The sequence below is a fragment of the Pontibacter sp. HSC-14F20 genome, assembly GCF_019599265.1.
Taxonomy (GTDB): Bacteria; Bacteroidota; Bacteroidia; order Cytophagales; family Hymenobacteraceae; genus Pontibacter.
In genome coordinates this window covers 50765-77692 of the sequence record NZ_JAHZTC010000016.1, presented here as the reverse complement: position 1 = coordinate 77692, position 26928 = coordinate 50765, and the positions used below count along the sequence as shown (strand labels likewise).

The following is a 26928-nucleotide window of genomic DNA, read 5'->3' as shown; positions in this document are numbered from 1 at the left end:
ATACCTGCAAAAGCCGCTGCTACGCCAGTTACAAACTGGCCTCATACACAACCACATTTCCGCTATACCTATACCTTGGCCAGAGGCCCCTCTATACCTGTCATCAGCAAACAAGCCTGAAATGCAAAAGTCCTGCAACAGACGTCGCAGGACTTTACGCATTCAACTAAACTTATCAACTAAAAACACTTATAAAGCACCCGCTTTAATTTCATCCACTACATCCGGATCGAGCAAGGTAGATGTATCGCCCAGGTTAGACGTATCGCCTTCCGCTACTTTGCGCAGAATGCGGCGCATGATTTTGCCGGAGCGGGTTTTGGGCAGTCCGCTTACAATCTGAATTTTATCCGGTTTTGCAATTTTACCGATTTTCTCTACGACTGTTTCGATGATCTCGGCACGCAGGTAATCTTCGCGCTCCGGCACTTCTTTGCAGATAACAAACGCATAAATGCCCTGCCCTTTCACGTCGTGCGGATAACCCACTACAGCCGACTCCACCACATGGTCGTTGTGGTTGATGGCTTCTTCGATCTCGGCTGTTCCAAAGCGGTGACCGGATACGTTAATTACGTCGTCTACTCGACCGATGATTCGGTACAGACCGTCTTTGTCGCGCTTGGCCCCGTCGCCTGTAAAGTACAGTCCTTTGTAGGTCGAGAAGTAGCTCAGGCGAGCACGCTCGTGGTCGCCGTAGGTGGTCCGGATGATGCCTGGCCACGGGAACTTCATGCAGAGATAGCCTTCTACTTCGTTATTTGTTATCTCCTTGCCTTCTGCATCCACCAGAATCGGCTGGATACCTGGGAGTGGGTATGCCGCGTGGGCAGGCTTAATAGGCGTCACGTTGGCCAGAGAAGAAATCATGATGCCGCCGGTTTCGGTTTGCCACCACGTATCCACCAGCGGACAGCGTTCCTTGCCAACGTGGGTATGGTACCAATGCCAGGCCTCTTCGTTTATCGGTTCACCCACCGAGCCCAACACTTTGAGTGAATCAAGGCTGTATGAAAGCACATCATCAATATCGCCGCCCATCAGAGAGCGAATGGCAGTTGGCGCGGTGTAGAAAATATTGACGCCAAACTTATCGACCACCTGCCAGAAACGACCCATATCCGGGAAGGTCGGTACGCCTTCGAACAACAGCGATGTTGAGCCCGACAAAAGCGGACCGTAAAGCAGATAGGTATGGCCGGTGATCCAGCCGATGTCGGCAGTACACCAGTAAATGTCGTTTTCCTGTACCTGGAACACGTTGCTGAAGCTGTACTGAGCATATACCATATAGCCGCCGCAGGTATGCACCACGCCTTTCGGTTTGCCCGTGGAGCCAGAGGTATAGAGAATGAAGAGCATGTCTTCAGCGTCCATTTCTTCGGCAGGGCAGTCTTTGCTCACTCCTTGTACTTCATCGTGGTACCACACGTCACGGCCTTCTACCATATTCACAGCCCAACCCAAACGCTCTACTACAATCACTTTCTGTACCGAATCGCAACGCTCCAGAGCCTCGTCTACCACACGCTTCACCGGAATCTGTTTTGCGCCGCGGTTCAAACCATCAGAAGTGAGCACCATGCTGCACTGCGCGTCGTTGATGCGGTCGGCCATGGCTACAGCCGAGAAACCGGCGAACACCACCGAATGCACGGCCCCAATACGGGCGCAGGCCAAAACAGCGAAAGCCAGTTCCGGAATCATCGGCATGTAGATACAGATGCGGTCACCTTTTTTGGCACCGTTCTTCTTGAGCACATTGGCAAACTGGCATACCTTCTCGTGGAGTTCGCGATAGGTATAGCGGATAAATCTTTCTTTTGGGTCGTTGGGTTCCCAGATCAGGGCGAGCTTGTTGCCACGAGTTTTCAGGTGGCGGTCAAGGCAGTTTTCCGTGATGTTCAGCCGGCCGCCCTTAAACCACTTTATATTCGGCTCCTCGAAGTTCCATTCCAGGGTGGTGTTCCATTTCTTGCGCCACGTAAACGTGCTCGCTATATCGGACCAGAACCCTTCCGGGTCTTCCACACTGCGCTTATAGGCTTCTTCGTATTCCTGATAAGTCTTGATTTGAATGTTAGGCATGATATCGGTTTGTTATTGGTATTTAAGGTTTATTCAATCAGTTAAAGGTGCACGATTCAGACAGATCATGACCTGCCCCTACAGGAATTTACTCCAAAAAAGCATTCCCAATTTTCCGCTCCTTCAGGTCATCATGTATCTCGGTTAAAATAGCCGGGTCGTCGATGGTAGAAGGTATAGCATAGTGCACACCGTCGGCAATGTTGCGTAGTATTTTGCGAAGAATTTTGCCGGAGCGGGTTTTGGGCAGGCGATTCACAATGAGCGCGTTGCGGAAGTAGGCCACGGCGCCGATTTTCTCCCGAATCAGGGCGATTAACTCCTGCTCTAACTGCTGCTCGCTGATGTTTTGTCCGTCTTTGAGCACCACCAGCCCAACCGGTCGCTGGCCGCGTAGGTCGTCGGCTATACCTACCACGGCGCATTCGGCTACGGCAGGGTGTGAGGCTACCATCTCTTCCATCTCTCCGGTTGAGAGGCGGTGACCCGACACGTTGATGACATCATCAATGCGGCCCATGATATAAATATAGCCATCTTCGTCCATATAGCCCCCATCGCCGGTCATGTAATAGCCCGGGAAACGCTCGAGATAGGACTTAAAAAAGCGGTCGTTGTCTTCCCAAAGCGTTGGCAGACAGCCCGGAGGGAGCGGCAACTTCACGGCTACGTAGCCTTCCTGCGCAGGTATAAGCTCTTGCCCTTCCTCACCCAAAATCTCTACTTTATACCCACACACCGGCAGGCCCGCTGCCCCTGCTCTGGCTGGCTTCAGACCATAGCCGACCATGTTCGCCACCATCGGCCAGCCCGATTCGGTTTGCCACCAGTGGTCGATCACAGGTATACGCAACAAGTCTTTTGCCCAATAGTAGGTGGCAGGGTCGCAGCGCTCGCCAGCCAAAAACAGGTACTTGAGCGAGGGCAGGTCATACTTGATCTTCTCTATGCCACTCGGGTCTTCTTTTTTGATGGCGCGGATGGCGGTTGGTGCCGTAAAGAGCACCTTTACATCGTGCTGCATGATGACGCGCCAGAAAGTGCCGGCATCCGGCGTGCGCACGGGTTTTCCTTCAAACAGCACTGTGGTGCAGCCATGGATTAGCGGGGCGTATACCAGGTATGAGTGCCCCACAGCCCAACCCACATCCGAAGCGGCCCAGAACACATCGCCGGGCTCCACGCCATACACGGCTTTCATACTGAACTTGAGCGCCACAGCGTGGCCGCCGTTATCGCGGATGATGCCTTTTGGCTTGCCGGTGGTGCCGGAGGTATAGAGCACGTAGAGCGGGTCGTGCGCATCAACCGGAACCGGGTCGGCTGGCTGAGCTTTCTGCAACGCATCCATGTAGTCGAGGTCGCGGCCAGGCTCCATGTCGGCTTCCACGTAAGGACGCTGTAAAATGATGGTATGCTCGGGCTTGTGCTTGCTGTCGTTCAGGGCTTTGTCGAGGAGCGGCTTGTAGGGGATATGCTTGTCGAACTCAATACCGCAGGAAGCGGAGACAACCACCTTCGGACGGGCATCGTCGATGCGCACCGTGAGCTCGTGCGGCGCAAAACCACCGAATACTACTGAGTGAATAGCACCTAACCTTGCGCAGGCCAGCATCGCGACCACAGCCTCAGGTATAACCGGCATGTAAATCACCACGGTATCGCCTTTCTCCACACCCAAACCACGCAGGGCACCGGCAAAACGGGCTACCATGTCGCGGAACTCGCGGTAGCTGTACTTGCGGATGGTGTTGGTAACGGGTGAGTCGTAAATCAGAGCAGTCTGGTCGGCGCGGCCGTTCTCTACGTGGTAGTCTAGGGCCAGATAAGACGTGTTGAGCTTGCCGCCCGCGAACCAGCGGTAGAAGCCGTTTTCATCGGTGGACAGGATTTGCTTTGGCTCTTCGAACCAGGCAATCTGCTGCGCCTGTTCGCCCCAGAAGCCTTCGGGGTCCTGTATGCTTCTTTCGTAGGCCTCGGCATACGAGCTGTTGGTTTGGGTTACTGTATCCATATCTCCACTTTCTTTTGTTACGATTAACTCTTTGTCAGTTCCTTGATTTTCTCTATCAGGAAGCGCGTTGAAAAGGGCTTTGGAATGTACAGGTCTGCCCCTACGTCATAGCCTTTTTTGATGTCAGCGTCTTTGGTCTTGGCGCTCATAAAAATCACCTTGGCCCCGTCCATATTTTCCTGTCCGCGTATGTGCCGACATACCTCGTAGCCGTCCACGTCGGGCATCATAATGTCGAGCAACACCACATCGGGCCGCTCCTTGTCCACACTCTCCATGGCCTCGGTGCCGTTGCGGGCAATGTATACCTGATAGCCATTTTTGCGCATCAAAAACTCCAGCGGCATCAGGATACTCGGTTCATCATCCACGACCAACACCTTCAATTTCTCTTTGGTACTCATAGTTTTATACGTTTGCGGGCACATTTACTCTCACAGGCAGCACGAACGAAAACCGGGACCCTTTGCCCGGCTCGCTCTCCACCCAAATGCGCCCCTGGTGTGATTCAATTATCTTTTTGCAGATGGCCAGTCCCAGTCCGCTGCCCTCGGGTTTGCGGATGTTCTGGTTCTGCGCCTGGTAAAATTTATCGAAAATCTGTTTGTGAAACTCCGGGTCGATTCCTTTGCCGTTATCTACCACATTCACTTTTATGTCGCCGTCGATGTAGTAACCCGACACAATGATGCGGCCCTGTTTAGGATTACAGAACTTGACGGCATTGGAGACCAGGTTGACCAGCACCTGCATCAGGCGGTCTTTGTCGCCGCTGATGACCGGCAGGTTGTGCTGCACATCCACTACCAGGTCAATGTTTTTTTCCTGCACCAATTGCCCGAGCACCTCCACCGATTCACGCACCACCTCTTCTATCTGCACTGGCCCGAGGTTAAGCTTTTGCTTGCCCGACTCGAAGCGCTCCAAATCCAGCACATGCGTAATCAGCCGCGTCAGCCGTTCGGACTCCTTCACAATCGTTTGCAGGAAATGCTCCTGGTCCGCGCGCTCCATTTCGGGGTTATCATACAGAATTTCAGAAAGCGCCCGAATAGAAGTCAGTGGGGTGCGGAGCTCATGCGTGACTGTTGACAAAAACTCGTCTTTAAGTTCATCAAGGTGTCGGAGCCGTTCGTTGGCGCTGCGGAGTTGCTCGGTGGCCCGGCGCAGCTCCAGGGACTTGCGGCGCAGTTCATTGTTGATGGAAATCAGCTGCTGCGATTCTTTCAGGATGTTGAGCACCTCATCAATGCTGATTTTCTCTTCCTTCACTACCGACGCCACCATGATGCGGGCCGACGAAGATCCGATAACTCCCGACAAAACCTTCTCGGCGTAGGTCACCAGCTTCGGGTCGGCCTTGCCGGTTTCATCTTCCGGCTCGGGGTACTTGCGCTTGTAGGCTTTCAGGGCGACTTCGGCTTTTTTCTCACCCAGGAAGTTCACCAACAAGGATTTAATGTCAGGTATGTACGCCGTGCCTTTCCAGACGATGGAGCTTTCGAACACGGTGGAGTACCTGAAGATGTCCACAAACACCTCCGCCTGGTTGCGCTCCTGCGATGTTTGCCTGCTCAATAGCGACACGCCAATGTAAAGGCCCACATTCAGGAACATGCTCCAAAACATAGCGTGCGAAATGTAATCCATGCCCTGCAGACCGAATAACTCGAAAGGCTTGAGTAAGGCTATACCTAGCGGACCATGCTCCAGAATAGCATCCGGCAGCATACCCACCCCCACCATCGACGGCACCACCAAGGTATAGAACCAGACTGCTGCGCCGACCACTATACCTGCCAGCGCCCCGTTTTTGGTGCCTTCTTTCCAGAAAATGCCCCCGATAATGGCCGGTGCAAACTGCGCAACCGCCGCAAACGACACCAGCCCGACTTCCACGAGTGAGTAATGCTCCGCCACACCCTTGTAGTACAGGTAAGCGAGTAACAAAATCACCAGAATACCCAACCTGCGACTGAAAAGTAAGAGCTTCGTGAACTGGTTCTGGTAGCGGTTTTTGATGGCAGGTATACCTACCAGAAGCGGCATCACCAGGTTGTTGCTGATCATCACGCTCAGGGCAATGGTGGCTACAATGACCATGCTCGTCGCGGCCGAGTAGCCGCCCAGGTATATCAGCAGAGCAAGTATGGACTGGCCCTCGTTAAGAGGTATAGCCAACACAAACATGTCGGCGTCTATACCTGCATTGCCGAACAGAATGTCGCCGCCAAAGGCTATGGGCAGCACGAAAATATTGATAGCAAACAGGTATAGCGGAAACAGCCACATGGCTTTGTTCAGGTGCTGTTCGTCCACGTTCTCAACTACGGCCACCTGAAACTGGCGCGGTAAAAACAGAATCGCGAGCATCGACAACACGACCATCCAGAACCACTGCGAAAAGCCGTTGTCGCTATCAAAGGTCATCATCCGCTCAAAATCGGGCAGCTGAGTAGCCTGTTGCATGATGTCGCCGAAGCCATTGAACACCCCATAGGTCACGAAAACACCTGCCACAATGAAAATCACCAGCTTGAAGAGCGACTCGAATGCAATGGCCGTTACCATACCTTCGTGCCGCTCGGTGGCCTCCACGTGCCGCGTGCCATACACGATGGTGAACAGCCCCAGGCCCAGCGAAATGAAGAAAGACGTATCGCCGAACATCGGGCTCCGACCCACCTCGTTTGCACCGGTTAAAATGTCCAGGCTGCTGGCGATGGCCTTAAGTTGAATGGAGATGTAAGGTATAATACCAAGCACGCAAACAATGGTGGCGATGCTGCCAAGCGTGACGTTCTTGCCATAGCGCGACGAGATGAAATCGGCGATGGTGGTAATGCGCTGCACCCTGCAAATGCGGATGATCTTGCGCAGCACCACCCACCAGAGCGGTGCCATCAGCGTTGGGCCGATGTAGATAGCCAGATAACCCAGGCCCGTTGTGGCTGCCCTTCCCACCGAACCGTAATAGGTCCAGGCGGTACAGTATACCGCTATTGAAAGTGCATAAATGTATGGATTGCCCACAAAGCTTCTGCCTGCGGCCGAACGCCTTTCTGCCCACGAAGCCAGCCCAAAGAGCAAAGCCAGGTAGAAGAATGACGCACCGATGACAAGCCAGTAGTTCATGTTTATTTCTTCTGTTTTCTGGAATCCTGATGATTAATGTAAAAACCAATCGCGCCAATGCACAGGAGCCACATCACCGTGATGTACAGGTATAGCACCGGGGCACCGCCCACCGTACCACCCGAGTTGAAAATCGAGAGCAATGGAAAATTCAGCAACACCACGAAAAGGGCGCTGATGAAAAAGAGTCGTCTGCCTTTGGAGCGGTCACGCATGGTTGTGATTTAGCGAGTGATTTAGCGCGTTAGTGAAACTGCCGAATGGCTGACCGATGGTAAAGCCACCGAATCAACCATCCAACAATTTAACCATTTAGCCATCAACAATCAATTAAACATTAATGCGCCACTGCCTCGCCTGCACCTCTCGGGATGCGGATATCCTCTACCAAATCCTGTATATGGGCTGGCGGGGCTGGCGTGAAACGGGACACAACGAAGGACACGATAAAGTTGATAAGCATACCTACAGTGCCGATGCCTTCCGGTGATATTTCCATGAACCAGTTCTCAGGCAGGTTGGCGGCCGGGTTGATGAACTTGAAGTAGGAAATATAGCCTATTGTGAACACCAGACCCGAAACCATACCCCAGATCGCGCCTTGCTTGTTCATGCGTTTCGAGAAGATACCCATGATGATGATAGGGAAGAATGAAGCAGCAGCCAGACCAAAGGCGAAAGCTACCACTTCGGCCACAAAGCCCGGCGGATTGATACCGAAGTAGCCTGCCACAACTACCGCAAACGTAGCAGCTACACGTGCTGCCACCAGTTCCTGCTTCTCAGATATACTTGTCATGACAGACTTTTTGAGCAAGTCGTGGGCGATGGATGTGGAGATCACCAGCAGAAGGCCAGCCGCCGTAGAAAGAGCCGCAGCCAGACCACCGGCCGCTACCAGAGCAATCACCCAGTTAGGCAGCTGCGCAATTTCCGGGTTGGCCAGCACCATAATGTCCTTATCGATTTTGAGCTCGTTCACAGCCGGGTCCTTCACATACTGAATGCGACCATCTCCGTTTTTGTCATCCACACCAATCAGACCTGTTTTTTCCCAGTTGTTCACCCACTGCGGCATGTTCGCAATAGGCTGGTTACTGGTGGTCTGCAGCATGTTGTACATACCGAACGCACCTACGGCCGGAGCAGCTGTGTAGAGTATGGCAATAAACACCAGCGCATAACCTGCAGACTTACGGGCGTCTTTTACTTTTGGCACCGTGAAGAAGCGCACGATAACGTGTGGCAGACCAGCCGTTCCCACCATCAGAGCAGCTGTAATGAAGAACACGTCAATTGTAGCTTTGCTGCCGTCGGTATAGGCTGTGAAACCAAGCTCCGGAAGATAACCGTCGAGTTTATCTAACAAGTAGGTGCCATCGGCCAATGTGCCGCCCATCCCCAACTGTGGAATCGGGTTGCCCGTGAGCATCATCGAGATGAAAATAGCAGGCACCATGTAGGCGAAAATAAGCACGCAGTACTGCGCCACCTGGGTATAGGTGATGCCTTTCATGCCGCCCAGTACAGCGTAGAAAAGCACGATTATCATACCGATGATCACGCCGGTTTCAATCTGCACCTCCAGGAAGCGGGAGAACACGATACCCACGCCGCGCATCTGCCCAGCTACATAGGTAAAAGAGATGAAAATAGCACAGACTACTGCCACCAATCGGGCAGTTTTGGAGTAGTAGCGGTCACCCACGAAATCTGGAACAGTAAACTTGCCGAACTTGCGCAGGTATGGGGCGAGCAAGAGTGCCAGCAACACGTAGCCGCCGGTCCAGCCCATCAGGTATACCGAGCCGTCGTAGCCCATAAACGAGATAAGACCCGCCATGGAGATGAACGAGGCAGCCGACATCCAGTCAGCAGCCGTTGCCATTCCGTTGGCCAGCGGGGAAACGCCGCCGCCTGCCACGTAAAACTCTTTGGTAGAGCCCGCCCGCGACCAGATAGCGATGCCGATGTAGAGGGCGAACGTGATGCCCACGATGATATATGTCCAGGTTAAGATTTCCATTGTCTTAAGGTTTTTGTGGTGGGAGATTAATCTTCGTGCACATCAAATTCGCGGTCTAGCCTGTTCATCAGCCACACATAAATGAAGATGATCAGCACAAACACATAGATAGAGCCCTGTTGCGCAAACCAGAAACCCAGCTTAAAACCTCCCAGCCGGAACTGATTGAGCTCGTCGACGAGCAAAATACCGAAGACATAAGACACGGCGAACCAAAGGCCCAAAAGCGTCAGGAGGATGCGCACGTTGCGTTGCCAGTACTCCTGCATTCTGTTCTTGTTATTTTCCATGGGTATAGCGATTTGTTTTTAAGGTTCTGTTACAAATAAATCATGGCCTGCAGTGTGATCTCCGGGCGGTATTTCTGGTTATCCGGATTTGTGAAATCAGGTCGGTTGCGGTAGTTGAGCGTGAGTTTGGAGTGGTGGCCTTCGAGTAAGAGGTTAGCGCCCAGGTCGAGCATTTTCACAGTCACTTTTTCGCCGCCGCTGTTCTGCACCCCATCCAAATTGCCATAGCTATAGGCGGCGTATGGCTGCAGTCTGGCTTTCTCGGTGATCAGGTCTTCCGGCAGCAAGTAGCCCACCTGCCCGTACAAAATATCGCCGGTGCCGATGGTCGGGAAGGCATTGCCACGGAGCCCGCCACCGCCCTGCGCCGGGTTCATAATACCGATGTTGCGCACATTGTTTCTCCCGAAGTTATAGTTATAATAAGCGCCATAGGCTGTGAGGGCTGTGTTGGCTTCGGTGTTGAGCGGCAGGTCCAGGAAAGCATCTACACCAAACAGGCTGATGTTTTCTTTCACGGTCTGTATACCTGCCACGGTATTTTCTTCGCGCCACATGCCGTCTTTATTGTGCATAAAGCCTGCGCCTATGTTAAACACACGCCGGGTACCCAGATAGGTGCCCACCATGAAGGGCAACAGGTTTGATTCCTGGTTCCAGAACTGCCAATTAAAATAGCCCTGGTATACCTTATTATTGTTCCGTGGATTGTAGTTGGCATTTTGACCAATCGCCTCTGCCGTGTTCGTCAGGAAGGGATCATTCACTGCTACGCGATAATCGAGCTTTGCGAGTTTGCCTTTAGCATACACGCCCAGCATACGACCAAACTGGTCGGCGGCATCGATGGTGGCCCAGTTGAAGATAGGCGCATCGATGGTCATGAGGTTAAGCGTACTGGCATTGGTCATGCGCGAAACGCCGTTCCAGTAATGCAGGCCCGCCCCTATTGACAGCTCCGTGTCGAACACCTTATACTCCGTCCAGGCGTCATGAATGAAGATTTGCGGCTTCTTGCCATCCAGAGCCGGGTTTGCTCCACCGCTCAAAGTATTCTGGTTGTTCACCCCAAAGTGCAGGAGTACTAAAAATCGCGGTGAGATCTGCGAATAGGTCAGGAAGCGGGAACGGCGCAAACCAAAATCGAGCGTATTATCGACAGGCTCGCCGTTACGGATCGTGCCCGAATTGTGCTCGTTATACCTAACCCATACCTGGTGCCAGGTGATAAAGCGGATATACTTGCTGCCGTCTTCATTGAGGGGCAGCTTTATACCTGCCCCGTACTCCGTAGAGCCTTGAGCGGACGCACTCCTTCCTGCGCAGCAAAGCACCAGCCCTGCCGCAACAAATAGTAACAATTTCTTCATTTGGAATACTAAATGTTAAGGTGAAGAGAGGTCAGCTGTTTTCCAGAATTCTTTATCTATTTTAAGGAAGATTTATGAAAAAGGGTAAAGGGGTGTATATATTTGGTAAGTTGGTATACATACGTAGAAGAATGGGCTTTATTATGGATTTTCAGGGTCGATTTTACCATAAAATTTGGCTATACTGCCAGTTTTAGCGAAGTGTAACTGGTAGTTGCTTAGAGTCAGTTTGTAACTGGCGTTGCGGCGGCTTTTGCAGGTATAGCAAATGGAGTTGTTTTATAGCTTGCCCTGGCCGGGCGGGCCTTACTTTTCCCCTTGATGGGGGTAGGGGCCACTACTGTTCGAAACCTTGTCAAGTTCGTATTATGTAACGGGCATACATGAAAGGAGGCTGATATGAAGGCGAAGGATTTACTGGCATTTATCCCTGACCAGGACCTTGCTCAGCTGGCGGCCCGGACGCGGGTGGACCACCAGGTCAAGAAGCTCAGCGGGCGGGTGATGTTCCAACTGCTGCTGCTCTCGCTGTTGGAGGGGGGCAAAGCAAGCCTTCGGGTGATGGAGGAGCTCTACTGCTCTATGCAGTTCCGGACCCTGGCCGATGTGGGGCAGGGGCAGACCACACGCTACAACTCCATCCGGGACCGGATCGTGACCATGCGGCCCGACTTCTTCCGGGCCATCTTCGAGCTGCTCTTCGCCCGCTTCAACCGCCTGCTGGGCGAGCAGCATGCGCTCGTGCGCTACGACTCCACCCTGATCGCCGTCTCGGCCCGGCTGGTGGCCTGGAGCATGCGCACGCGTGCGGGCAGCAAGGACAGTGGCCAGCTCAAGTGCACGTTGGCCATGAAAGGCAGCCTGCCCTGCCAGGTGCGCGTGTTCACCAACCGGCAGGCTCTGAGCGAGGACTGCGCCCTGCCCGAGACGATCCTCTCCAGTGAGATCTCCCGCTCGGGCATCGTCGTCTTCGACCGAGGCGTGCAGTCGCGCAAAGCGCTCAAGGAGCTCGACGAGCGGGGCCGCCTCTTTGTCACGCGCTGCAAGGTGGGTTCCCACTGCATCGAGCGGGAGCGGCTGGCCGTGGGGCAGCGGCCCGAGGGGACGACCCTCACCGTGCTGAGCGATGCCTGGGTGAGCTTCCGGGAAAAGCCCGGAAGCTACCTCGAAAAGCCCCTGCGCCTGGTCAAGGCCACCCTGGAATCGGGGGAGCAGATCTGCTTTGTCACCAACATCGCCTGGCTGGATGCCTACCAGGTAGCGGCTATCTACCAGGAGCGCTGGCAGATCGAGGTGCTCATCAAGTTCCTCAAGCAGCACCTGCAGCTCGAGCACCTGCTCACCCGGGACGTGAACGGCATCCAGGTCATGCGCTACATGACCCTGATCGTGGCCCTGCTGCTCATCGTCTACCGCAAGCTCAACAAGCTCGACAGCGACCGCCGCGCCAGGCTGCGCTTTGCCCAGGAATTGGACGTGGAAATAGTCAGACAGATCGTGCTGCTCTGCGGAGGGGACCCTGCCAAAATGGAAAAATTCGTCACTTGAGTAGGTTTCGAACAGTAGTGGGTAGGGGCCCTCGATAAAGAAAAAATAGAGAGAACCTACCCCACTCGCTGACCGCTCTTGACAGGGGGACCCCTTCACCCCCAACAGTGGAGTGTCGTAAAGTGTAACTGGCTACTGCTATCTGTTTCATAGTCTAAGGGGCAAGGATGTCTTGCTACAACTGCCAGGGTATTTGTCACGGAGCTATACCTGCAAACTGGCAGTAGCAGAAGTTCCTCTTTGAAGGGGGATGTTAATCGTGCATGAGTGGCCAGTTGAAAATTCCGAACACCTTCAGGAAGACCACCTAATAGCTTCTTACTCGCAGGACGCGAGCAAGGGTGATAGTAGCTACCATACCAGTAAAAACAATTTAACCATCAACAATTTAGCAATTCACTTAGTCCTTAAACCGCTTCCACTTGATCATCATGTACTTGTCGCCGAGTTCTGTGATCATCATGCCGGCCCCTTTCAGGTTGGCGCTGTTCTTCATGTGCTCCACCAGTTCGGTATGGTTCAGGATTTTGTAAGTCGGATGGTACTCGGTTTGCTCTGGCGCCTTTATTTTATACTTACGCACCCAGTTCATGATGGAAACGTGACTCACACCCAAAATCCGCTCGATCTCGCGATAGCTGATGCCTTCGATGTAGAGTTGTAGCGCTTTGGTCACATAATAGCTGTCAATCCCTTTCCCAAGCTTGTTTACAGTGAAGTAGTAACTGCATTTTTTACAGCGATAACGCTGTCTGTCGTTGATAATGCCGCTTTTCACGATTTCCATAGCACTGCAGCGCGGACAGATGGGATGCTTCATAACAGACTGAGGTATAGCAGTTTTAAATATCAGGTATACTAATTTAGCATAACTATATTAATTTAGCAAATTATGTACAAAGTATATATTTTTAAGTATCAAGCGGTTAGACAATGTATAAACTAGGACTGTCATACCTTTGAAGGGTTGCCCGAGGTATAGTTATACCTGAGTTCTAAAAGCAAAACGCCCTTCTTTATCAGAAGGGCGTTTTGCTGTCTAGATTTAATTCAATATTTGTGCTGCAACTGCAGGCTATACCTACATATCCCGCACTGATACCAGAACATCCTTAAAACCATCGGTATTATCCAGGAACCAGACAACTTTGCGACCCACTTCTTCCGGAGAGGCTAGTTCGCCCTGTTCTTTATAATCTCTGAACCGCTGCACATTGCTAAACTTCTCCACATCACTTTCCCGAATGTGCTCCTGCATAGCGGTATCCACCACACCCGGCGACAAGGAGAATACCTTAACTCCGGAGCCGCGCACGGTCTGCTCCTGCTGTACCGTTTGCGACATCATATCAATCGCTGCCTTGGAAGCACAGTAACTGGCCCAACCATCTATCGGGTATTTCCCTGCTCCTGAGCTAACGTTCACAATCACTTTGGGCACTTGCAACGGCTGGTATACATGCAGAAAACTGTTCATCAGCATGGCGGGCACAATCACGTTCACGTCAAACACAAACTCAAAACGTTCATTCGGCATACCTTCTCCTACATAACCAATATCGCCCAACACGCCGGCATTGTTAATCAGCACAAGCTTTTCGGCGTCACTGTAAGGAATAAACACCTTGTGCAGGTTATGCTCCACGGCAGGTATATCCGAAAAATCGAGGGGTTGGTGGCGGTAGTTTTTGTGCTGTATGGTGCTGTTACGACACACGCCAATCACAACGTTGTTCTCGTCCTGAAGCAATTCCTCCGCAATGGCTTTGCCTATACCTTTGCTCGTTCCGGTGATGAAGTAGTAGTTCATGAAAGTTTTGGAGTTATGAGTTCTTCTCTTAAAGTACGAATGGGATTCAAGATTTGGTTATACCTATACCTGTTGACAGAGGTTTTCACAACCCAAAAAGCTGGTGCTTCTGCCTTCACAGAAACACCAGCCTTTCTTTGCACAAGTCACAGACCCGCATTTATATATCAGCCACGGGTTTAGTGCTTACGCCTTTACTGCAAGGACCGGTCAAGATTCGGACAGGTCGCGACCTGCCCCTACCATCCCAACTCCTGAACTTTAAAGAATATACTGGCTCAGATCCCGGTTCTTCACCATGTCAGACAGCCTTTCGAGCACCATCTCGCGGTTTACGACGATGTGGGCGTTAGCGCCGATTTTGTCCGGCACGTCGAAGAGGATGTCGTTGAGCAGGCGGCTCATCACCGTGTGCAGACGACGGGCACCGATGTTCTCTACTTCTGAGTTTACTTCAAATGCGATGGAAGCGATTTCATCCAGCGCTTCGTCGGCAAAGCTCAACTCTACGTTCTCTGCTCTCAGCAGCGCTTCGTATTGTTTTGTTAAGGCATTTTTCGGGAACTTCAGGATCTGGTAGAAGTCATCTTTGGTCAGGCTCTGCAGCTCCACACGAATCGGGAAACGGCCTTGCAACTCAGGTATAAGATCCGATGGTTTGGCCACGTGGAATGCACCGGCGGCGATGAACAAAATATGGTCGGTGTTGATGACGCCATACTTGGTGTTCACCGTAGAGCCTTCCACAATCGGCAACAAGTCGCGCTGCACACCTTCGCGGCTCACGTCAGGTCCACCGCCACCTTTGCTGCTTGCGCTGGCTACTTTGTCAATCTCGTCAATGAAGATAACGCCAGAGTTCTCTGCCTTGAAGATCGCCTCTTCCTTCACCTCATCCATATCGATCAGTTTGGCGGCTTCTTCTTCCAGCAAAATCTTGCGGGCTTCGGCAATAGTTACTTTGCGCTTTTTGGTCTTCTTGGGCATCATGCCGCTGATCATCTCCTGGATGTTCATCATTGAAGCCTCGTCCATACCTGGCCCCATCACGCCCATACCTGGCATGGCGCTCTGCTGTACCCTGATTTCAATTTTGCGGTCCTCGAGCTCACCATTGCGGATCTTCTCTCTGAATTTCTCGCGGGTGCGCTCGTTCAGTTCGTAATCGTTATCGGGCATACCGTTTGGCTCGGAAGTACTTGAGAAACTTGGTGTCGCGCGACCACCCTGAATCGGAGGTATAAGTGCATCAAGAATGATGTCTTCCACCACCTCGGCGGCTTTCTGCTTCACTTCTTCCTTTTTCCTGGTTTTCACCATGTTCACCGATTGCTCTACCAGGTCGCGCACCATGCTTTCCACATCGCGTCCCACGTAGCCTACTTCTGTAAACTTGGAGGCTTCCACTTTGGTGAAAGGTGCGTCGGCGATCTTGGCCAGACGGCGGGCAATTTCTGTTTTACCCACACCGGTGGCGCCAATCATCAGGATATTGTTGGGCACGATCTCGCGGCGAATGCTTTCGTCGGCATTCATGCGGCGCCAGCGGTTGCGGAGCGCGATGGCTACGTTGCGTTTGGCATCTTTCTGCCCGATAATATATTTATCCAGCTCCTCTACAATCTGGGCTGGTGTTAAATGCTCTATTGATTCTAACATTTTCTCTTTTTAAAAATTGAAAATCCGGTTACTAACTAAAGTTAATCAGCAACCGTTACTCATCACCCTTCCCATTTTCCGTCACCACCAATTTCAGCGGGTGCTTTACCTTCTGCTTTAGCAAAGCAATCTGTACCACATCATCCACTCTATCTACGTAATGAATATGCAAACCCTTGATGTACTGCTCTGGTATTTCTGTGATGTCTTTGCGGTTCTTCTGGCACAGAATTACATCGGTTATACCTGCCCGCTTGGCAGCCAGAATTTTCTCTTTTATACCTCCTACCGGCAGCACCTTGCCACGCAGCGTAATCTCGCCCGTCATGGCCAGGCGCGACTTTACTTTACGTTGCGTGAATACCGAGGCAATGGAAGTGAAGATGGCTATACCTGCCGACGGACCGTCTTTTGGCACAGCGCCTTCCGGAAAGTGAATGTGCAGGTCGTACTGGTCAAACAAACGGTAGTCAATTTCCAGCAGCTCGGCATGGGCTTTCAGGTATGAGATCGCGGTCATGGCTGATTCTTTCATCACATCGCCCAACTGGCCGGAAAGCGTCAGCTTGCCTTTGCCTTTGCTCAGGATAGACTCAATAAACAGAATATCGCCGCCTACTGAGGTCCAGGCCAGGCCTGTTACCACACCAGCCGTGTCAATATCCTGGTAAATTTCTTTATCAAAAGTTTCCGGCCCCAGAATCCTCACCACGTCTTCCGGTTTAATGGCTGGGGTATACTTCTCCTCCATCGCCTTTTGCTTGGCCGTGTTGCGCACAACCTGCCCGATCTTGCGTTCCAGACTGCGCACACCTGACTCACGGGTATAATCGTCAATTACTTTCTGGATAGTGGCTTTCGACATTTTCACATCTTCCTCCTCCAGGCCATGCTCACTTACCTGCTTTGGCACAAGGTGGCGCTTTGCGATCTCAGTCTTCTCTTCTAAGGTATAGCCGGTCAGTTCAATAATCTCCATACGGTCGCGCAGGGCAGGCTGTATAGTATCGAGTGAGTTCGCTGTAGCAATAAAAAGCACTTTCGAGAGGTCGTACTCCACGTCCAGATAATTGTCCATGAAGGTATGGTTCTGCTCTGGGTCCAGCACTTCCAGTAAAGCCGAAGACGGGTCGCCACGAAAGTCAGAGGCCAGTTTGTCTATCTCGTCGAGGATAATAACCGGGTTAGATGATCCTACTTTTTTGATCTGGCTAATGATCTTGCCCGGCATGGCGCCCACATAGGTACGGCGGTGACCACGAATTTCTGCTTCATCGCGCACGCCACCCAGTGACATTCTGACATATTTACGGCCTAAAGCCGTAGCAATAGATCGCCCCAGTGAGGTTTTACCTACACCCGGAGGGCCATAGAGGCACAGAATCGGCGCTTTCATGTCCTTTTTCAGCTTGAGCACAGCCAGGTACTCAATAATGCGCTCCTTTACCTTCTCCAAACCGTAATGGTCGGCGTCGAGTATTTTTTTAGTGCGCTTCAGGTTAAAGTTATCCTTGGTAGTTTCGTTCCAGGGCAGATCCAGTAGAAACTCCAGGTAGTTGACCGCCACCGGGTACTCAGCTGCCTGCGGATTGAGGCGGGCCAGTCGCTCGATCTCTTTGTTAAAATGCTTGGCAACCTGCTCCGGCCACTTCTTTTTCATAGAACGTTCCCGGAAGCGTTCGATTTCCTGATCGGGCCCCTCCTGCCCCAGTTCGTCCTGCAGCACCTTGATCTGCTGGCGCAAAAAGTAGTCGCGCTGCTGCTGGTCGATGTCAGTATGTACCTTGGTATGAATTTCCTGCTTGAGCTCCAGCAACTGGATCTCGCGCAGCATGATCTCGAGGAGTTGCGTGCCGCGCTCCACACCGTCGTTTACTTCCAGCAGTATCTGCTTCTGTGCCACATCCACGTTCAGGTTGCTCGAAAGGAAGTGTGTCAGGAAACTCGGGCTGTCAATATTATCAAGGGCGACCTGCGCCTCCTGCGGAATCTCAGGGTTTAGCTTAAGCATCTTGGCAGCCGCGTCTTTCAGCGAGTGTACCAGCGCCTTTACTTCTTTGCTTTTCTTGTTCGGGAAAGTGTCTTTGCAGTAACTTACCTTGGCCGACAAGTAGGGGTCTTCCTGCGTAACCTCCTCTATTTTGAAACGGCTTTGACCCTGAATGATAATGGTCGTATTGCCATCGGGCAGTACCAACATTTTCAGGATTTTGGCCATCGTGCCGATCTCATACAGGTCTTCAGCAGATGGATCGTCGCTGTTGGTGTTGCGCTGCGCCACCACGCCAATGATTTTGTCGCCTTTATGGGCTTTGCGAACGAGGCGCACTGATTTTTTGCGGCTAACAGTAATAGGCAATACCACCCCCGGAAACAATACTGTGTTGCGCACCGCCAGTAAAGGCAGTTCGTCCGGCATGTCTTCCGGCAGCATTTCTTCGTCAGGGTCTGTGGTGATTACCGGAATCAGATCGTCGCTATCATCTAACGACATGTTTCCGATTAAAAGATGGTTAAGGAAGTTCTTCAGTGTATAGTTCATAGGTTGTATCAGTGCCAAATTGACATAAAGATAACGGAAATTCCGCTTTATGCCTGTGGAGTGTATTAGTGTCAAGAGCTGTGCCAAGTGCTGATGCCCGTCTAAATTGTCGCGTTGGTAGCAGCGTTGGCACTTCTCTCCAAAATATAAGGGAATATTAATAAATCGTTTCAGAACATAGGCTAAAAAATAATATCTTTGGTTTCAGGTATCACGCTCTGTGCCGATGAAACGACTTAACGCCCTTGTTCTCTTCCTGCTGATGTTGCTGGCTCCGCTACTGTGTCTGGGCCAGCTGAAGCATACGCCGTTACAAGACGGTCCTGACATGAAGGTAAAGAAAAAGGCTCCTAACCAGGAAATGCACCTGGACTTCCCCAACCTGAACCGGATTGCCCACTACAAAGACTCCAAAAAACTTTCGGAGATTCAGCGGCTGGAAAGACGCAAACAGTATGGACAAGCCCTCAAGCTACTAGAGGGTTATGTGCGCAATTTCGGGGTACAGAACTTCTACAAAGATACCAACCTGCTCTGGCGACTGGGCCAGCTTTATGAACGCCAGGGTATGCTGAGCCAGGCCATGGAGGTATACCGCCTCGTACTCAAGCACCACCGCAGCGACGTCCGCCAGGTGCAATCCTACTATGACTCGCTGGAGCAGAACACTAAGGATTACTACGTGCCGCTCAGCTACTATTACGAACTGGTAGAGTACCGCAAGTCCATCTCGACATACCAGCCGCCACGCGGGGTATACCTGAACATGGGCAATACCATCAACTCGGTTTATGAAGACTACGGCCCTACCCTCAGCGCCGACAACAATACACTTATATTTACCTCCAAGCGCACTTTTCAAGGTATAGAGAGCAAGCCAAACGAGGACCTGTACTACTCCCAGAACAGCAACGGCTACTGGACCGAGGCACAATCTTTTGGCAAGCCCATCAACAGCATTTACAACGAAGGCTCCGCCACACTTACCCGCGATGGCAAGACGCTATACTTCGCCCGTTGCGAATCGCCGGACGGCTTTGGCAACTGCGACCTGTACAAAGCAAGTCTACAGCCCGACGGAAGCTGGCACGAAATCGAGAACCTGGGTCCGAATGTGAACAGCCCATCCTGGGACTCGCAGCCTACCTTGTCTCCTAACGAAGACACGCTCTATTTTGCTTCCGACCGCCTGGGTGGCTTTGGCCTGTCTGACATTTATTTCACGCACAAACTGAAGAACGGACAGTGGGCTAAGGCGCAGAATATGGGGCCGATCATCAACACGCGCCAAAGTGAGGTGAGTCCTTTCTACCATCCAAAGTATAAGGTACTGTACTTCAGTTCCCGCGGTCAGCTGTTCAATTTCGGTGATTTCGACATCTACAAGACTTACCTGGTGGGCGGCAAATGGCAGGAGCCACGCAACATCGGTCCGCTCGTGAACGGGCGGGGCAGCGAGTACTACTTCACCATCGATTCGCAGTCGCAGAACCTGTATTACGCCCGCTCCGAAGAAAGCGACCTCAAGAACCTGGATCTCTACTCTTTCCCGCTGCCCATGGAAGCTCACCCGCTCGCCGTGACCAAAGTGGAAGGTGTTTTGCGCGATTCTGTTTCCAACAAACCGCTTTCAGGCATCATTTCCATCATCGACCTCGACAACGGCATCGAGATCTCATCGAAGTACATCCGGCCGGATGGTTCGTTTGCCTTCCACCTGATCGATAACTCGCGCTACATGATGATCATTCAGAGCCCGGATTTCTTCACGATTGAGCGGGAACTGGCTTTGCGGCAGGACACTTCTCTGCAGATTATGACCCAGGTAATCGATCACAACATTCCGATCGTGTTCAGGAACATTGAGTTTGAGCCAAACGAGTCGAATATTACACCCGAAATGCACGCAGTTCTAGATGAGGTAGCTTACTTTCTGGTAGAAAACCCGGGATTCCGGCTGGAAATTGCAGGCCACACCGACAGCGCCGGTGATTCTGAGTTTAACCAGATTCTGTCGAAAGACCGTGCTGATGCCATCTTGCAGTACATCCAGCACAAGGTGCGCCTTGAGGATGGCCGCATTGACGCCTATGGCTACGGAAGCAGCAAACCCCTGCGCGAAGAAAAGACAGAAGAAGACCGCCGCATCAACCGCCGTGTAGAATTTCGTTTGATAAAACCAGTATTGCAAGGGCGAGGTATAGGAAGGTAGCTTTATCGTTTCTTATACCTTATGCCGTTTACTGCCGCGCATCCTGCTGCCGTACTGCCCTTGCTTAAACACAGCCGCTGGTTTTCTGCTACCGGTCTTATTACAGGCAGCATCGCACCGGATTTTCAGTATTTCCTGCTTCTCCCCTTTTTTAAGCACAGCGGCCATAGCCTGAAGGGCTTGCTGTACTTTAACCTGCCTGTCGCGCTGGCTATAGCAACCATCTTTCACCTGATCGTGCGGCGGCCAGCGACAGCACACCTCCCCGATTGGTTTAAACGCCGCGCCTTAGCCGTACCGGAACCAGCTTGGTTAAATTCTCTAAAAGAGCGCTGGTTCGTCTTTGCCTTTTCAGCCATACTAGGCGCCGCTTCACATATTTTCTGGGACGCTTTCACGCACGAGACGGGCCACTTTGCAAGTAGATGGCCATTACTGACAAGCATGGTAAATGTGATGGGATTCGAGGTTATGCTTTGCCGCATCGTGCAACATAGCAGCACATTGGTGGGCGCGCCGCTCATACTGCTTTATACCTGGCGCCAGCCAACCGTGGCTATACCTGACAAAGTGAGTCTTAAGCAAAAGATTGTGTTTTGGTCAGGTATAGGTATAGCAGGTATAGCCTTTATGGGCTACGCTCTATACGCCAGTGCCTTTATGCGTTCTCCAATGGGAATAGTTGTGTCGTTTCTGACTGGCTCCATGATGGCCACCATCGCCGTGAGTGCAGTTTTTAAGCTAAGCTGGCTTAGAAAACGGAATTAGGAATCGCTTATTTCTGAGCTTGCGGCAGATCGGCCAGTACTCGTTTTGCCATGTTAGGCATGTTGTCGGTCACAATACGCTGCACGTCGTTCATGTTGGACTGGTAAGGCACTTTCACTTTATTGCCAGACACGAGCTCGCCGTTGCTGTTGTAAATGGAATAGTGTACAAGAAAGTCGCGTTCGTAGTTCCAACTGGCACGGTCCAGGCAATTTTCGTAATTGGTCTTCACTTCAAACTGGTTGATGAAAACGTAATAATCGATGCCATACTGCCCGTTGAAGTGTGTGAAGAATTTCGGATCTTTCACCTTTACCCCGAAGTGCTTGTTCTCGTCCTGCGCAACAGGTACCGTGGCTGGCTGTCCGCCTCTGATATTCACTTTCTCTTTCTGACGCTTTACCCAATCCAGTGCATTTTCGCGTTCTTTTGCTTTCACGGTTGGTTGATGGTTGTAGCGGGACTGTTTGTTGTCCTGATAACCATAGCTCAGGGATTTGTACAAGGTACTCAGTTCGCTCACACTATCGCGGTACACGCCGCCTAGCAGGTTAATGGTTTCGTATCCTTCGGGAGCCAGCAGGGCATTCAATCTGCCACGGAACACATGGCGGACGTTCTGGCGCGGTATTTTAGAATGGCGGGCGATCTCGTCGTCAGCGTCAGAAAAATACAGGTATGGATCAAAAGGTACCACCAGAATCCGCTGCTTCACCTTACTTTCCAGAGTAGGCAGTGTAGAAGCTGAGGCTGATGTACTTGCCTGCGTGCGTGCCGGGCCGGTGAGATTAGCTGTGCTGGTCGTTCTTGTTGACTGTGCAGGTGATGCGGCGGCTGGCTTGGTGGCCTGAGTCTTTGGAGTAGCCTGACTTGTTATGGCTGGCTGCTTCGCTGGTGTTGTCGGCTGACTGGCAGTTGTCGGCGTAGCTTTCGCCATGTTACCTTGCTGGGCAGCTGTTGCAGGCTTTGCAGCTACAGTACTTCCCTTGGCACCGCGGCGTGTCAGGTATAGCGTCTGGCCCATGTTCAGCTGTGTGCCGTTCCACTTCTGCAGCGAGTCGAGCGGAATATTAAACCGGCGTGAGAGGCTGTAATACGTATCGCCTTGCTGTACCAGGTACACGGTGTCGGCGGCGGCAGACTGCGCAGGTATAGAAAAAGCCGATGCTACTGGTGTAGCACCGGCTTGATTAAATGCAAATAAAACAAAAAGAATGGCAAAAGTTAATACGCTCTTCACGATGGCTTTCATACAGGAATCTTTGGTTAGAAGATTATCTTGAATACATCGTTAAATATAGCAAAAGCCATTAAGCCCAACAATAAAACCATGCCCACTTTTTGAGCGTTCTCCAAAAAATTATCTGAAGGCTTGCGTCCGCTGATCATCTCGTATGTTAAAAATACAACGTGACCACCGTCCAGCGCCGGAATCGGCAGGAAGTTCATAAAGGCCAGCACCATCGACAGCATACCTGTGATCGACCAGAACTTGTACCAGTTAAACGTGTCGCCGAAGATCTGGGCTATACCTATTGGTCCGCTCAACGACTTGGAAGCTGATGCCTCGCCTCTGAATATTTTCCCGAAGCCCTTGATGTTGTTTGTAATAACGGCAAATGCCTGTGAGGTTCCCAGTGGCACGGCCTCCCCGATGCTGTAATCGCGGGTGGCGTACGATAGCAGTGGCTTCTGGTAAAAACCCAGCGTACCATCTTCGTTTACTTCGGCGTTCAGGGTCAGCACTTCGTTGTTACGCTCCACTTCCAGGGCTACCGACTTGCCCGCGTGTTTCTTTATAACTTCCTGAAACTCACTAAAGAACTGTGTAGGCTCTCCGCCCACCGTCATAATATAGTCGCCTGTTTGCAAACCCGCTTTAGAAGCTGCGCTGCTCGGCACTACCTCACCCACCACAAAAGGCACACGTGGCTGCACAAACAGCATGCGGTCTTTGTTGTCGGCCATGCGGTCCATAAAGTCTACCGGAATCGGAATTTTTACCTGCTCACCATTACGCTCCACGGTATAGTATGAGTTGCTTCCCAAGAGCATATCCATGGAATACACGTCTTCAAACTTCTCGAGTGGCTTGCCATTAAGTGCCACAATTTGGTCGCCCGGCTTAAAACCCAGTTCCTGCCCCATCTCGTTTGGCTGCACCCCGTACTTCACCTCGCTGGCCGGCAGGTAGCTCTCGCCATAGTAGTAGTTCAGTCCGATGAAAATAACAATACCCGTGATCACGTTCACGATAATGCCACCCATCATCACAATAAGACGTTGCCAGGCTGGTTTGGCGCGAAACTCATAAGGCTCCGGGTCTTTCTTCAGGGCCTCGGTGTCCAAAGATTCGTCCACCATACCTGTAATTTTCACAAAGCCGCCGAGCGGAATGGCGCCCAGTATGTACTCCGTTTCGCCTACTTTTTTACTAAATATTTTCGGAGGAAACCCTATTGCATACTTCTCAACCCGCATGCCAAACCATTTGGCAGTCAACATGTGTCCCAGCTCGTGCAGTCCTACTAGCAGTGTAAGGCCTAGAAGGAGCTGGCCCACCATTATTAAAATATCCATTTAATAGAAATAAATTTAGAATCGATGATCTTGACAAAAAATAAACGCCCGATAGCGACATTTAGAGGCTCAGTTTCCCAGCCGCTTCTGTCGCATAAGCACGTGTCTCTCTGTCTGTTGTAACATAGTCTTCGTAAGAAGGATTCGCAATATACGCAACTTTTGCCATACTGTCTTCGATGATATCGGACATCTCCAGGAAGCCCACTTCCTCGCGCAGGAAGGCAGCCACAGCGATTTCGTTGGCTGCATTCAGGATGCAGGGCATGTTTCCGCCACGCTCCATGGCATCAAACGCCAGCTGCAGGTTTCGGAAAGTTTCCAGGTCTGGCTGTTCGAAGGTAAGTTGCGGGTAATCCAGAAAGTTGAAGCGCGGAAAGTCGTTTTTGAGTCGGTTGGGGTAGCTCAGCGCATACTGGATCGGCAGTTTCATGTCGGGCAGGCCGAGCTGCGCCTTGATGGAGCCATCCTCAAACTGCACCAGCGAGTGAATGATGGACTGCGGATGCACCACCACTTCGATCTGCTCATTCTTCAGACCAAACAGCCACTTCGCCTCAATCACCTCCAGCCCTTTGTTCATCAATGAAGCCGAATCGATGGTGATCTTGGCTCCCATCTCCCAATTCGGGTGCTTGAGCGCCTGCGCTCGTGTCACCTGCCGCAGCTCGTCAGCTTTGCGACCTCTGAAAGGCCCGCCCGAAGCGGTGAGTATAATTTTCTCGATCGGGTTATGGAATTCACCAGCCAGGCACTGGAAAATGGCACTGTGCTCCGAGTCTACCGGGTAAATGTTCACGCCTTGCTGTCGTGCCAGCTCGGTAATCAGTTGTCCGGCTACCACCAGGGTTTCCTTATTAGCTAAGGCGATCTCTTTACCGGCATTAATGGCGCGGATAGTCGGTTGCAAACCAGCGTAGCCCATCATGGCGGTTAGCACCATATCTACTGTGCCCATTTCCACTACCGAGTTAAGGGCGTTGGATCCGGCGTATACCTTAATGTCCTCATGATGCAGGGCATCGCGCACCTGCTCGTACAGGGCTTCGTTGGCTATTACAACAGCGTTGGGCTTAAAAGCCAGTGCCTGCGCAATTAGCAAATCGGCATTGTTAAAGGCGGTGATCACCTCCAACTCAAAACTATCAGGATTGGCTGCGATCACTTCCAGGGCTTGTGTGCCGATGGAGCCTGTGGAGCCAAGTATGGCAATTCGTTTCATTCGCTTTCGTTAGTGTTAAGAGCGCCTGCCGACCCGATCAGGCCATCGGCCAGATTACGGTCGTTGCTCAGGCGGGGCACTTTGTTTTGTCCGCCAAGTTTGCCCTGCGACTTCATATAGTGGCGGAACGTCCCCTGCGGCAGCGACCTGATTTTCAGATCTGCCAGGATATGGCCCGAGATCAGGTCATTGTAATATGTATTCAATTTCTGCAATTGCGCGTTCAGCTCTTTTTCAAATGCCTCCTGGTTAGCAGGCGGAATAGAGAACTCCACCAGCCACTCGTGAAAAGACTGTCCTTTGTCCTGACTCACGTAAGGGGCCACTGTAAACTCTACCAGCTCCACCATCGGATAACTTTGCATGGTGCGTTGCATCGCCTTTTCCACTTCCTCGCCTATTACGTGCTCGCCAAAGGCAGAAATGTAGTGCTTGATGCGGCCACTCACGATCAGTTTGTAAGGCTTCACAGAAGTAAACTTCACGGTATCGCCAATAGAGTAAGCCCAGAGGCCGGCATTACTGCTGACCACCAGCGCGTAGTTCACGCCTGTTTCCACTTCGCCGATAGTGAGACGGGTTGGCTTCTCGTTGAAATACTCATCCGTAGGTATAAACTCAAAGAATATCCCGGCGTTCAGCAAAAGCAAAAGGCCCCTGTCGTGCTGTTCGTTCTGATAGGCGAAAAACCCTTCAGAGGCCGGAAATGTTTCAACAGAATCTACTTCGCGCCCGATCGACTCGAACAGTTTTTTACGGTAAGGCTCAAAATTCACGCCACCGTACACAAACAACGAGAAATTCGGGAAAATATCTTTGATCGGCTTGCCTGTCTGCCGCATCAGTTTATCGAAGTACATCTGCACCCAGGGCGGTATACCTGAAATGAGCGTCATGTCCTGCTCAATGGTTTCTTCAATGATCTGGTCGAGCTTGGTTTCCCAGTCTTCGATGCAGTTGGTTTCGTAGCTCGGCAACTGATTGGTGCGCAGGTAGCCCGGCACATGGTGGTTCACTATACCTGACAAACGACCGGTATGGATCCCTCCTACCTCGTCGAGCACCGGACTACCCGAAAGGAAGATCATTTTACCATCCAGAAAGCTTGAATTGCCTGTTTCATGGATGTAAGAAAGTAGCGCGTCTTTCGCTCCGTTGATGTGGTTAGGTATAGAGTCTTTGGTGATCGGGATGTACTTGGTACCGGAAGTAGTACCGGAAGTTTTGGCCAGGTAGAGCGGTTTGCCGGGCCACATAATATTTTGCTCCCCTTCTTTTACCCGGTTAAAGTATGAGGAAAGGCCCTCGTAGTCGCGCACGGGAACGGCCTCTACGAAATCGGCGTGGGTCTTTATTTCAGAAAAATGATGGTCACGGCCAAAGGCGGTCTGCTGTGCTTTTTTGATGATATTCTCAAAAACAGCCTGTTGCGCTTCTACCGGGTTCTGTATCCAGGACTGGTGTTTTTTGTGCACATATGCAGCTAGCGGCTTACTGAGCCATGCTTTCACACCCATATGGTATTTGTTTTTTTGGAGGGGTAAATATAGCCAGATTAACGGGCTTTGCCATAGCTGTTCGCCATGTTTTAACTCCGCTCTATTTTTTTAGGGTTAACAAAAAACGTCCCGCTGTAGTTTATAGGTATTGGATTTATCTAAAAA

The 26928-nt window shown here is 51.6% G+C and carries 19 protein-coding genes; 3 read left to right on the top strand and 16 right to left on the bottom strand.

The features are described from left to right. Positions 1–189 precede the first annotated feature (189 nt). The 8 genes from acs to K3G39_RS15295 all read right to left on the bottom strand — a co-directional run bounded on the left by acs (position 190) and on the right by K3G39_RS15295 (position 10923). Positions 190–2088, bottom strand: coding sequence for an acetate--CoA ligase (gene acs / locus K3G39_RS15330; RefSeq protein WP_220627055.1), 1899 nt, complete (start codon positions 2086–2088; stop codon positions 190–192). An 88-nt stretch (positions 2089–2176) separates the two neighbouring features. Further along, on the bottom strand, positions 2177–4102 hold the full coding sequence (locus K3G39_RS15325; protein WP_220627054.1) for a propionyl-CoA synthetase: 1926 nt from the start codon (positions 4100–4102) through the stop codon (positions 2177–2179). 23 nt (positions 4103–4125) lie between these two features. Continuing rightward, the gene (locus tag K3G39_RS15320) at positions 4126–4506 is read right to left on the bottom strand and encodes a response regulator transcription factor (RefSeq protein WP_220627053.1); all 381 of its coding nucleotides are present in this window, start codon (positions 4504–4506) and stop codon (positions 4126–4128) included. 4 nt (positions 4507–4510) lie between these two features. Continuing rightward, positions 4511–7237, bottom strand: a complete 2727-nt coding sequence (locus K3G39_RS15315; protein WP_220627052.1) for a sensor histidine kinase — start codon at positions 7235–7237, stop codon at positions 4511–4513. A gap of 2 nt (positions 7238–7239) precedes the next feature. Then, a complete protein-coding gene (locus K3G39_RS15310; protein ID WP_220627051.1) occupies positions 7240–7452 on the bottom strand; it encodes a hypothetical protein in 213 nt (70 codons plus the stop codon). A 122-nt stretch (positions 7453–7574) separates the two neighbouring features. Continuing rightward, positions 7575–9263, bottom strand: coding sequence for a sodium:solute symporter family protein (locus tag K3G39_RS15305; RefSeq protein WP_220627050.1), 1689 nt, complete (start codon positions 9261–9263; stop codon positions 7575–7577). Positions 9264–9289: 26 nt separating this feature from the next. Continuing rightward, positions 9290–9553 carry a DUF4212 domain-containing protein gene (locus K3G39_RS15300; RefSeq protein WP_220627049.1) on the bottom strand — a complete coding sequence of 88 codons (264 nt, stop codon included), beginning with the start codon at positions 9551–9553 and terminating at the stop codon, positions 9290–9292. Between the two features lie 29 nt (positions 9554–9582). Further along, positions 9583–10923 carry a hypothetical protein gene (locus K3G39_RS15295; protein ID WP_220627048.1) on the bottom strand — a complete coding sequence of 447 codons (1341 nt, stop codon included), beginning with the start codon at positions 10921–10923 and terminating at the stop codon, positions 9583–9585. 399 nt (positions 10924–11322) lie between these two features. Here K3G39_RS15295 and K3G39_RS15290 point away from each other — a divergent pair, with 399 nt between their 5' ends. After that, entirely contained in the window at positions 11323–12471 is a 1149-nt protein-coding gene (locus K3G39_RS15290) for an IS4 family transposase (RefSeq protein ID WP_220627047.1), read from the top strand. A 400-nt stretch (positions 12472–12871) separates the two neighbouring features. On the opposite strand, the gene K3G39_RS15285 is transcribed toward K3G39_RS15290, so the two are convergent. The 4 genes from K3G39_RS15285 to lon form a co-directional block, all read right to left on the bottom strand. Continuing rightward, positions 12872–13291, bottom strand: coding sequence for a helix-turn-helix domain-containing protein (locus K3G39_RS15285; RefSeq protein WP_220627046.1), 420 nt, complete (start codon positions 13289–13291; stop codon positions 12872–12874). A 261-nt stretch (positions 13292–13552) separates the two neighbouring features. After that, positions 13553–14281, bottom strand: a complete 729-nt coding sequence (locus K3G39_RS15280) for an SDR family NAD(P)-dependent oxidoreductase (RefSeq protein WP_220627045.1) — start codon at positions 14279–14281, stop codon at positions 13553–13555. Between the two features lie 261 nt (positions 14282–14542). Then, positions 14543–15940, bottom strand: a complete 1398-nt coding sequence (hslU, locus tag K3G39_RS15275; RefSeq protein WP_220627044.1) for an ATP-dependent protease ATPase subunit HslU — start codon at positions 15938–15940, stop codon at positions 14543–14545. A 55-nt stretch (positions 15941–15995) separates the two neighbouring features. Beyond that, positions 15996–18482 carry an endopeptidase La gene (gene lon / locus K3G39_RS15270; protein WP_220627043.1) on the bottom strand — a complete coding sequence of 829 codons (2487 nt, stop codon included), beginning with the start codon at positions 18480–18482 and terminating at the stop codon, positions 15996–15998. 226 nt (positions 18483–18708) lie between these two features. Here lon and K3G39_RS15265 point away from each other — a divergent pair, with 226 nt between their 5' ends. Together K3G39_RS15265 and K3G39_RS15260 are read left to right on the top strand one after the other, a co-directional pair. Beyond that, complete coding sequence (locus K3G39_RS15265; protein ID WP_220627042.1) at positions 18709–20694, top strand: OmpA family protein; 1986 nt, start codon at positions 18709–18711, stop codon at positions 20692–20694. Positions 20695–20715: 21 nt separating this feature from the next. Then, positions 20716–21462 (top strand): DUF4184 family protein, encoded by a 747-nt coding sequence (locus tag K3G39_RS15260; RefSeq protein WP_220627041.1) that lies wholly within the window; start codon positions 20716–20718, stop codon positions 21460–21462. A gap of 7 nt (positions 21463–21469) precedes the next feature. Here the strand turns inward: K3G39_RS15260 and K3G39_RS15255 are convergent, their stop codons facing one another. From K3G39_RS15255 to K3G39_RS15240, 4 genes are all read right to left on the bottom strand, one after another. Then, the gene (locus tag K3G39_RS15255; protein ID WP_220627040.1) at positions 21470–22714 is read right to left on the bottom strand and encodes a LysM peptidoglycan-binding domain-containing protein; all 1245 of its coding nucleotides are present in this window, start codon (positions 22712–22714) and stop codon (positions 21470–21472) included. Positions 22715–22728: 14 nt separating this feature from the next. Beyond that, the gene (gene rseP, locus K3G39_RS15250; protein ID WP_220627039.1) at positions 22729–24042 is read right to left on the bottom strand and encodes an RIP metalloprotease RseP; all 1314 of its coding nucleotides are present in this window, start codon (positions 24040–24042) and stop codon (positions 22729–22731) included. A 61-nt stretch (positions 24043–24103) separates the two neighbouring features. Then, positions 24104–25264 (bottom strand): 1-deoxy-D-xylulose-5-phosphate reductoisomerase, encoded by a 1161-nt coding sequence (locus K3G39_RS15245; RefSeq protein ID WP_220627038.1) that lies wholly within the window; start codon positions 25262–25264, stop codon positions 24104–24106. Beyond that, complete coding sequence (locus K3G39_RS15240) at positions 25261–26781, bottom strand: GH3 auxin-responsive promoter family protein (RefSeq protein WP_220627037.1); 1521 nt, start codon at positions 26779–26781, stop codon at positions 25261–25263. Before K3G39_RS15240 ends, K3G39_RS15245 begins: the two co-directional genes overlap by 4 nt. Positions 26782–26928: the final 147 nt, after the last annotated feature.

What these genes read in the sequence shown, in the direction of transcription:
- acs (WP_220627055.1), bottom strand. Translation starts at nt 2,088, where the DNA reads ATGCCTAACATTCAAATCAAGACTTATCAGGAATACGAAGAAGCCTAT.
- K3G39_RS15325 (WP_220627054.1), bottom strand. Translation starts at nt 4,102, where the DNA reads ATGGATACAGTAACCCAAACCAACAGCTCGTATGCCGAGGCCTACGAA.
- K3G39_RS15320 (WP_220627053.1), bottom strand. Translation starts at nt 4,506, where the DNA reads ATGAGTACCAAAGAGAAATTGAAGGTGTTGGTCGTGGATGATGAACCG.
- K3G39_RS15315 (WP_220627052.1), bottom strand. Translation starts at nt 7,237, where the DNA reads ATGAACTACTGGCTTGTCATCGGTGCGTCATTCTTCTACCTGGCTTTG.
- K3G39_RS15310 (WP_220627051.1), bottom strand. Translation starts at nt 7,452, where the DNA reads ATGCGTGACCGCTCCAAAGGCAGACGACTCTTTTTCATCAGCGCCCTT.
- K3G39_RS15305 (WP_220627050.1), bottom strand. Translation starts at nt 9,263, where the DNA reads ATGGAAATCTTAACCTGGACATATATCATCGTGGGCATCACGTTCGCC.
- K3G39_RS15300 (WP_220627049.1), bottom strand. Translation starts at nt 9,553, where the DNA reads ATGGAAAATAACAAGAACAGAATGCAGGAGTACTGGCAACGCAACGTG.
- K3G39_RS15295 (WP_220627048.1), bottom strand. Translation starts at nt 10,923, where the DNA reads ATGAAGAAATTGTTACTATTTGTTGCGGCAGGGCTGGTGCTTTGCTGC.
- K3G39_RS15290 (WP_220627047.1), top strand. Translation starts at nt 11,323, where the DNA reads ATGAAGGCGAAGGATTTACTGGCATTTATCCCTGACCAGGACCTTGCT.
- K3G39_RS15285 (WP_220627046.1), bottom strand. Translation starts at nt 13,291, where the DNA reads ATGAAGCATCCCATCTGTCCGCGCTGCAGTGCTATGGAAATCGTGAAA.
- K3G39_RS15280 (WP_220627045.1), bottom strand. Translation starts at nt 14,281, where the DNA reads ATGAACTACTACTTCATCACCGGAACGAGCAAAGGTATAGGCAAAGCC.
- hslU (WP_220627044.1), bottom strand. Translation starts at nt 15,940, where the DNA reads ATGTTAGAATCAATAGAGCATTTAACACCAGCCCAGATTGTAGAGGAG.
- lon (WP_220627043.1), bottom strand. Translation starts at nt 18,482, where the DNA reads ATGAACTATACACTGAAGAACTTCCTTAACCATCTTTTAATCGGAAAC.
- K3G39_RS15265 (WP_220627042.1), top strand. Translation starts at nt 18,709, where the DNA reads ATGAAACGACTTAACGCCCTTGTTCTCTTCCTGCTGATGTTGCTGGCT.
- K3G39_RS15260 (WP_220627041.1), top strand. Translation starts at nt 20,716, where the DNA reads ATGCCGTTTACTGCCGCGCATCCTGCTGCCGTACTGCCCTTGCTTAAA.
- K3G39_RS15255 (WP_220627040.1), bottom strand. Translation starts at nt 22,714, where the DNA reads ATGAAAGCCATCGTGAAGAGCGTATTAACTTTTGCCATTCTTTTTGTT.
- rseP (WP_220627039.1), bottom strand. Translation starts at nt 24,042, where the DNA reads ATGGATATTTTAATAATGGTGGGCCAGCTCCTTCTAGGCCTTACACTG.
- K3G39_RS15245 (WP_220627038.1), bottom strand. Translation starts at nt 25,264, where the DNA reads ATGAAACGAATTGCCATACTTGGCTCCACAGGCTCCATCGGCACACAA.
- K3G39_RS15240 (WP_220627037.1), bottom strand. Translation starts at nt 26,781, where the DNA reads ATGGGTGTGAAAGCATGGCTCAGTAAGCCGCTAGCTGCATATGTGCAC.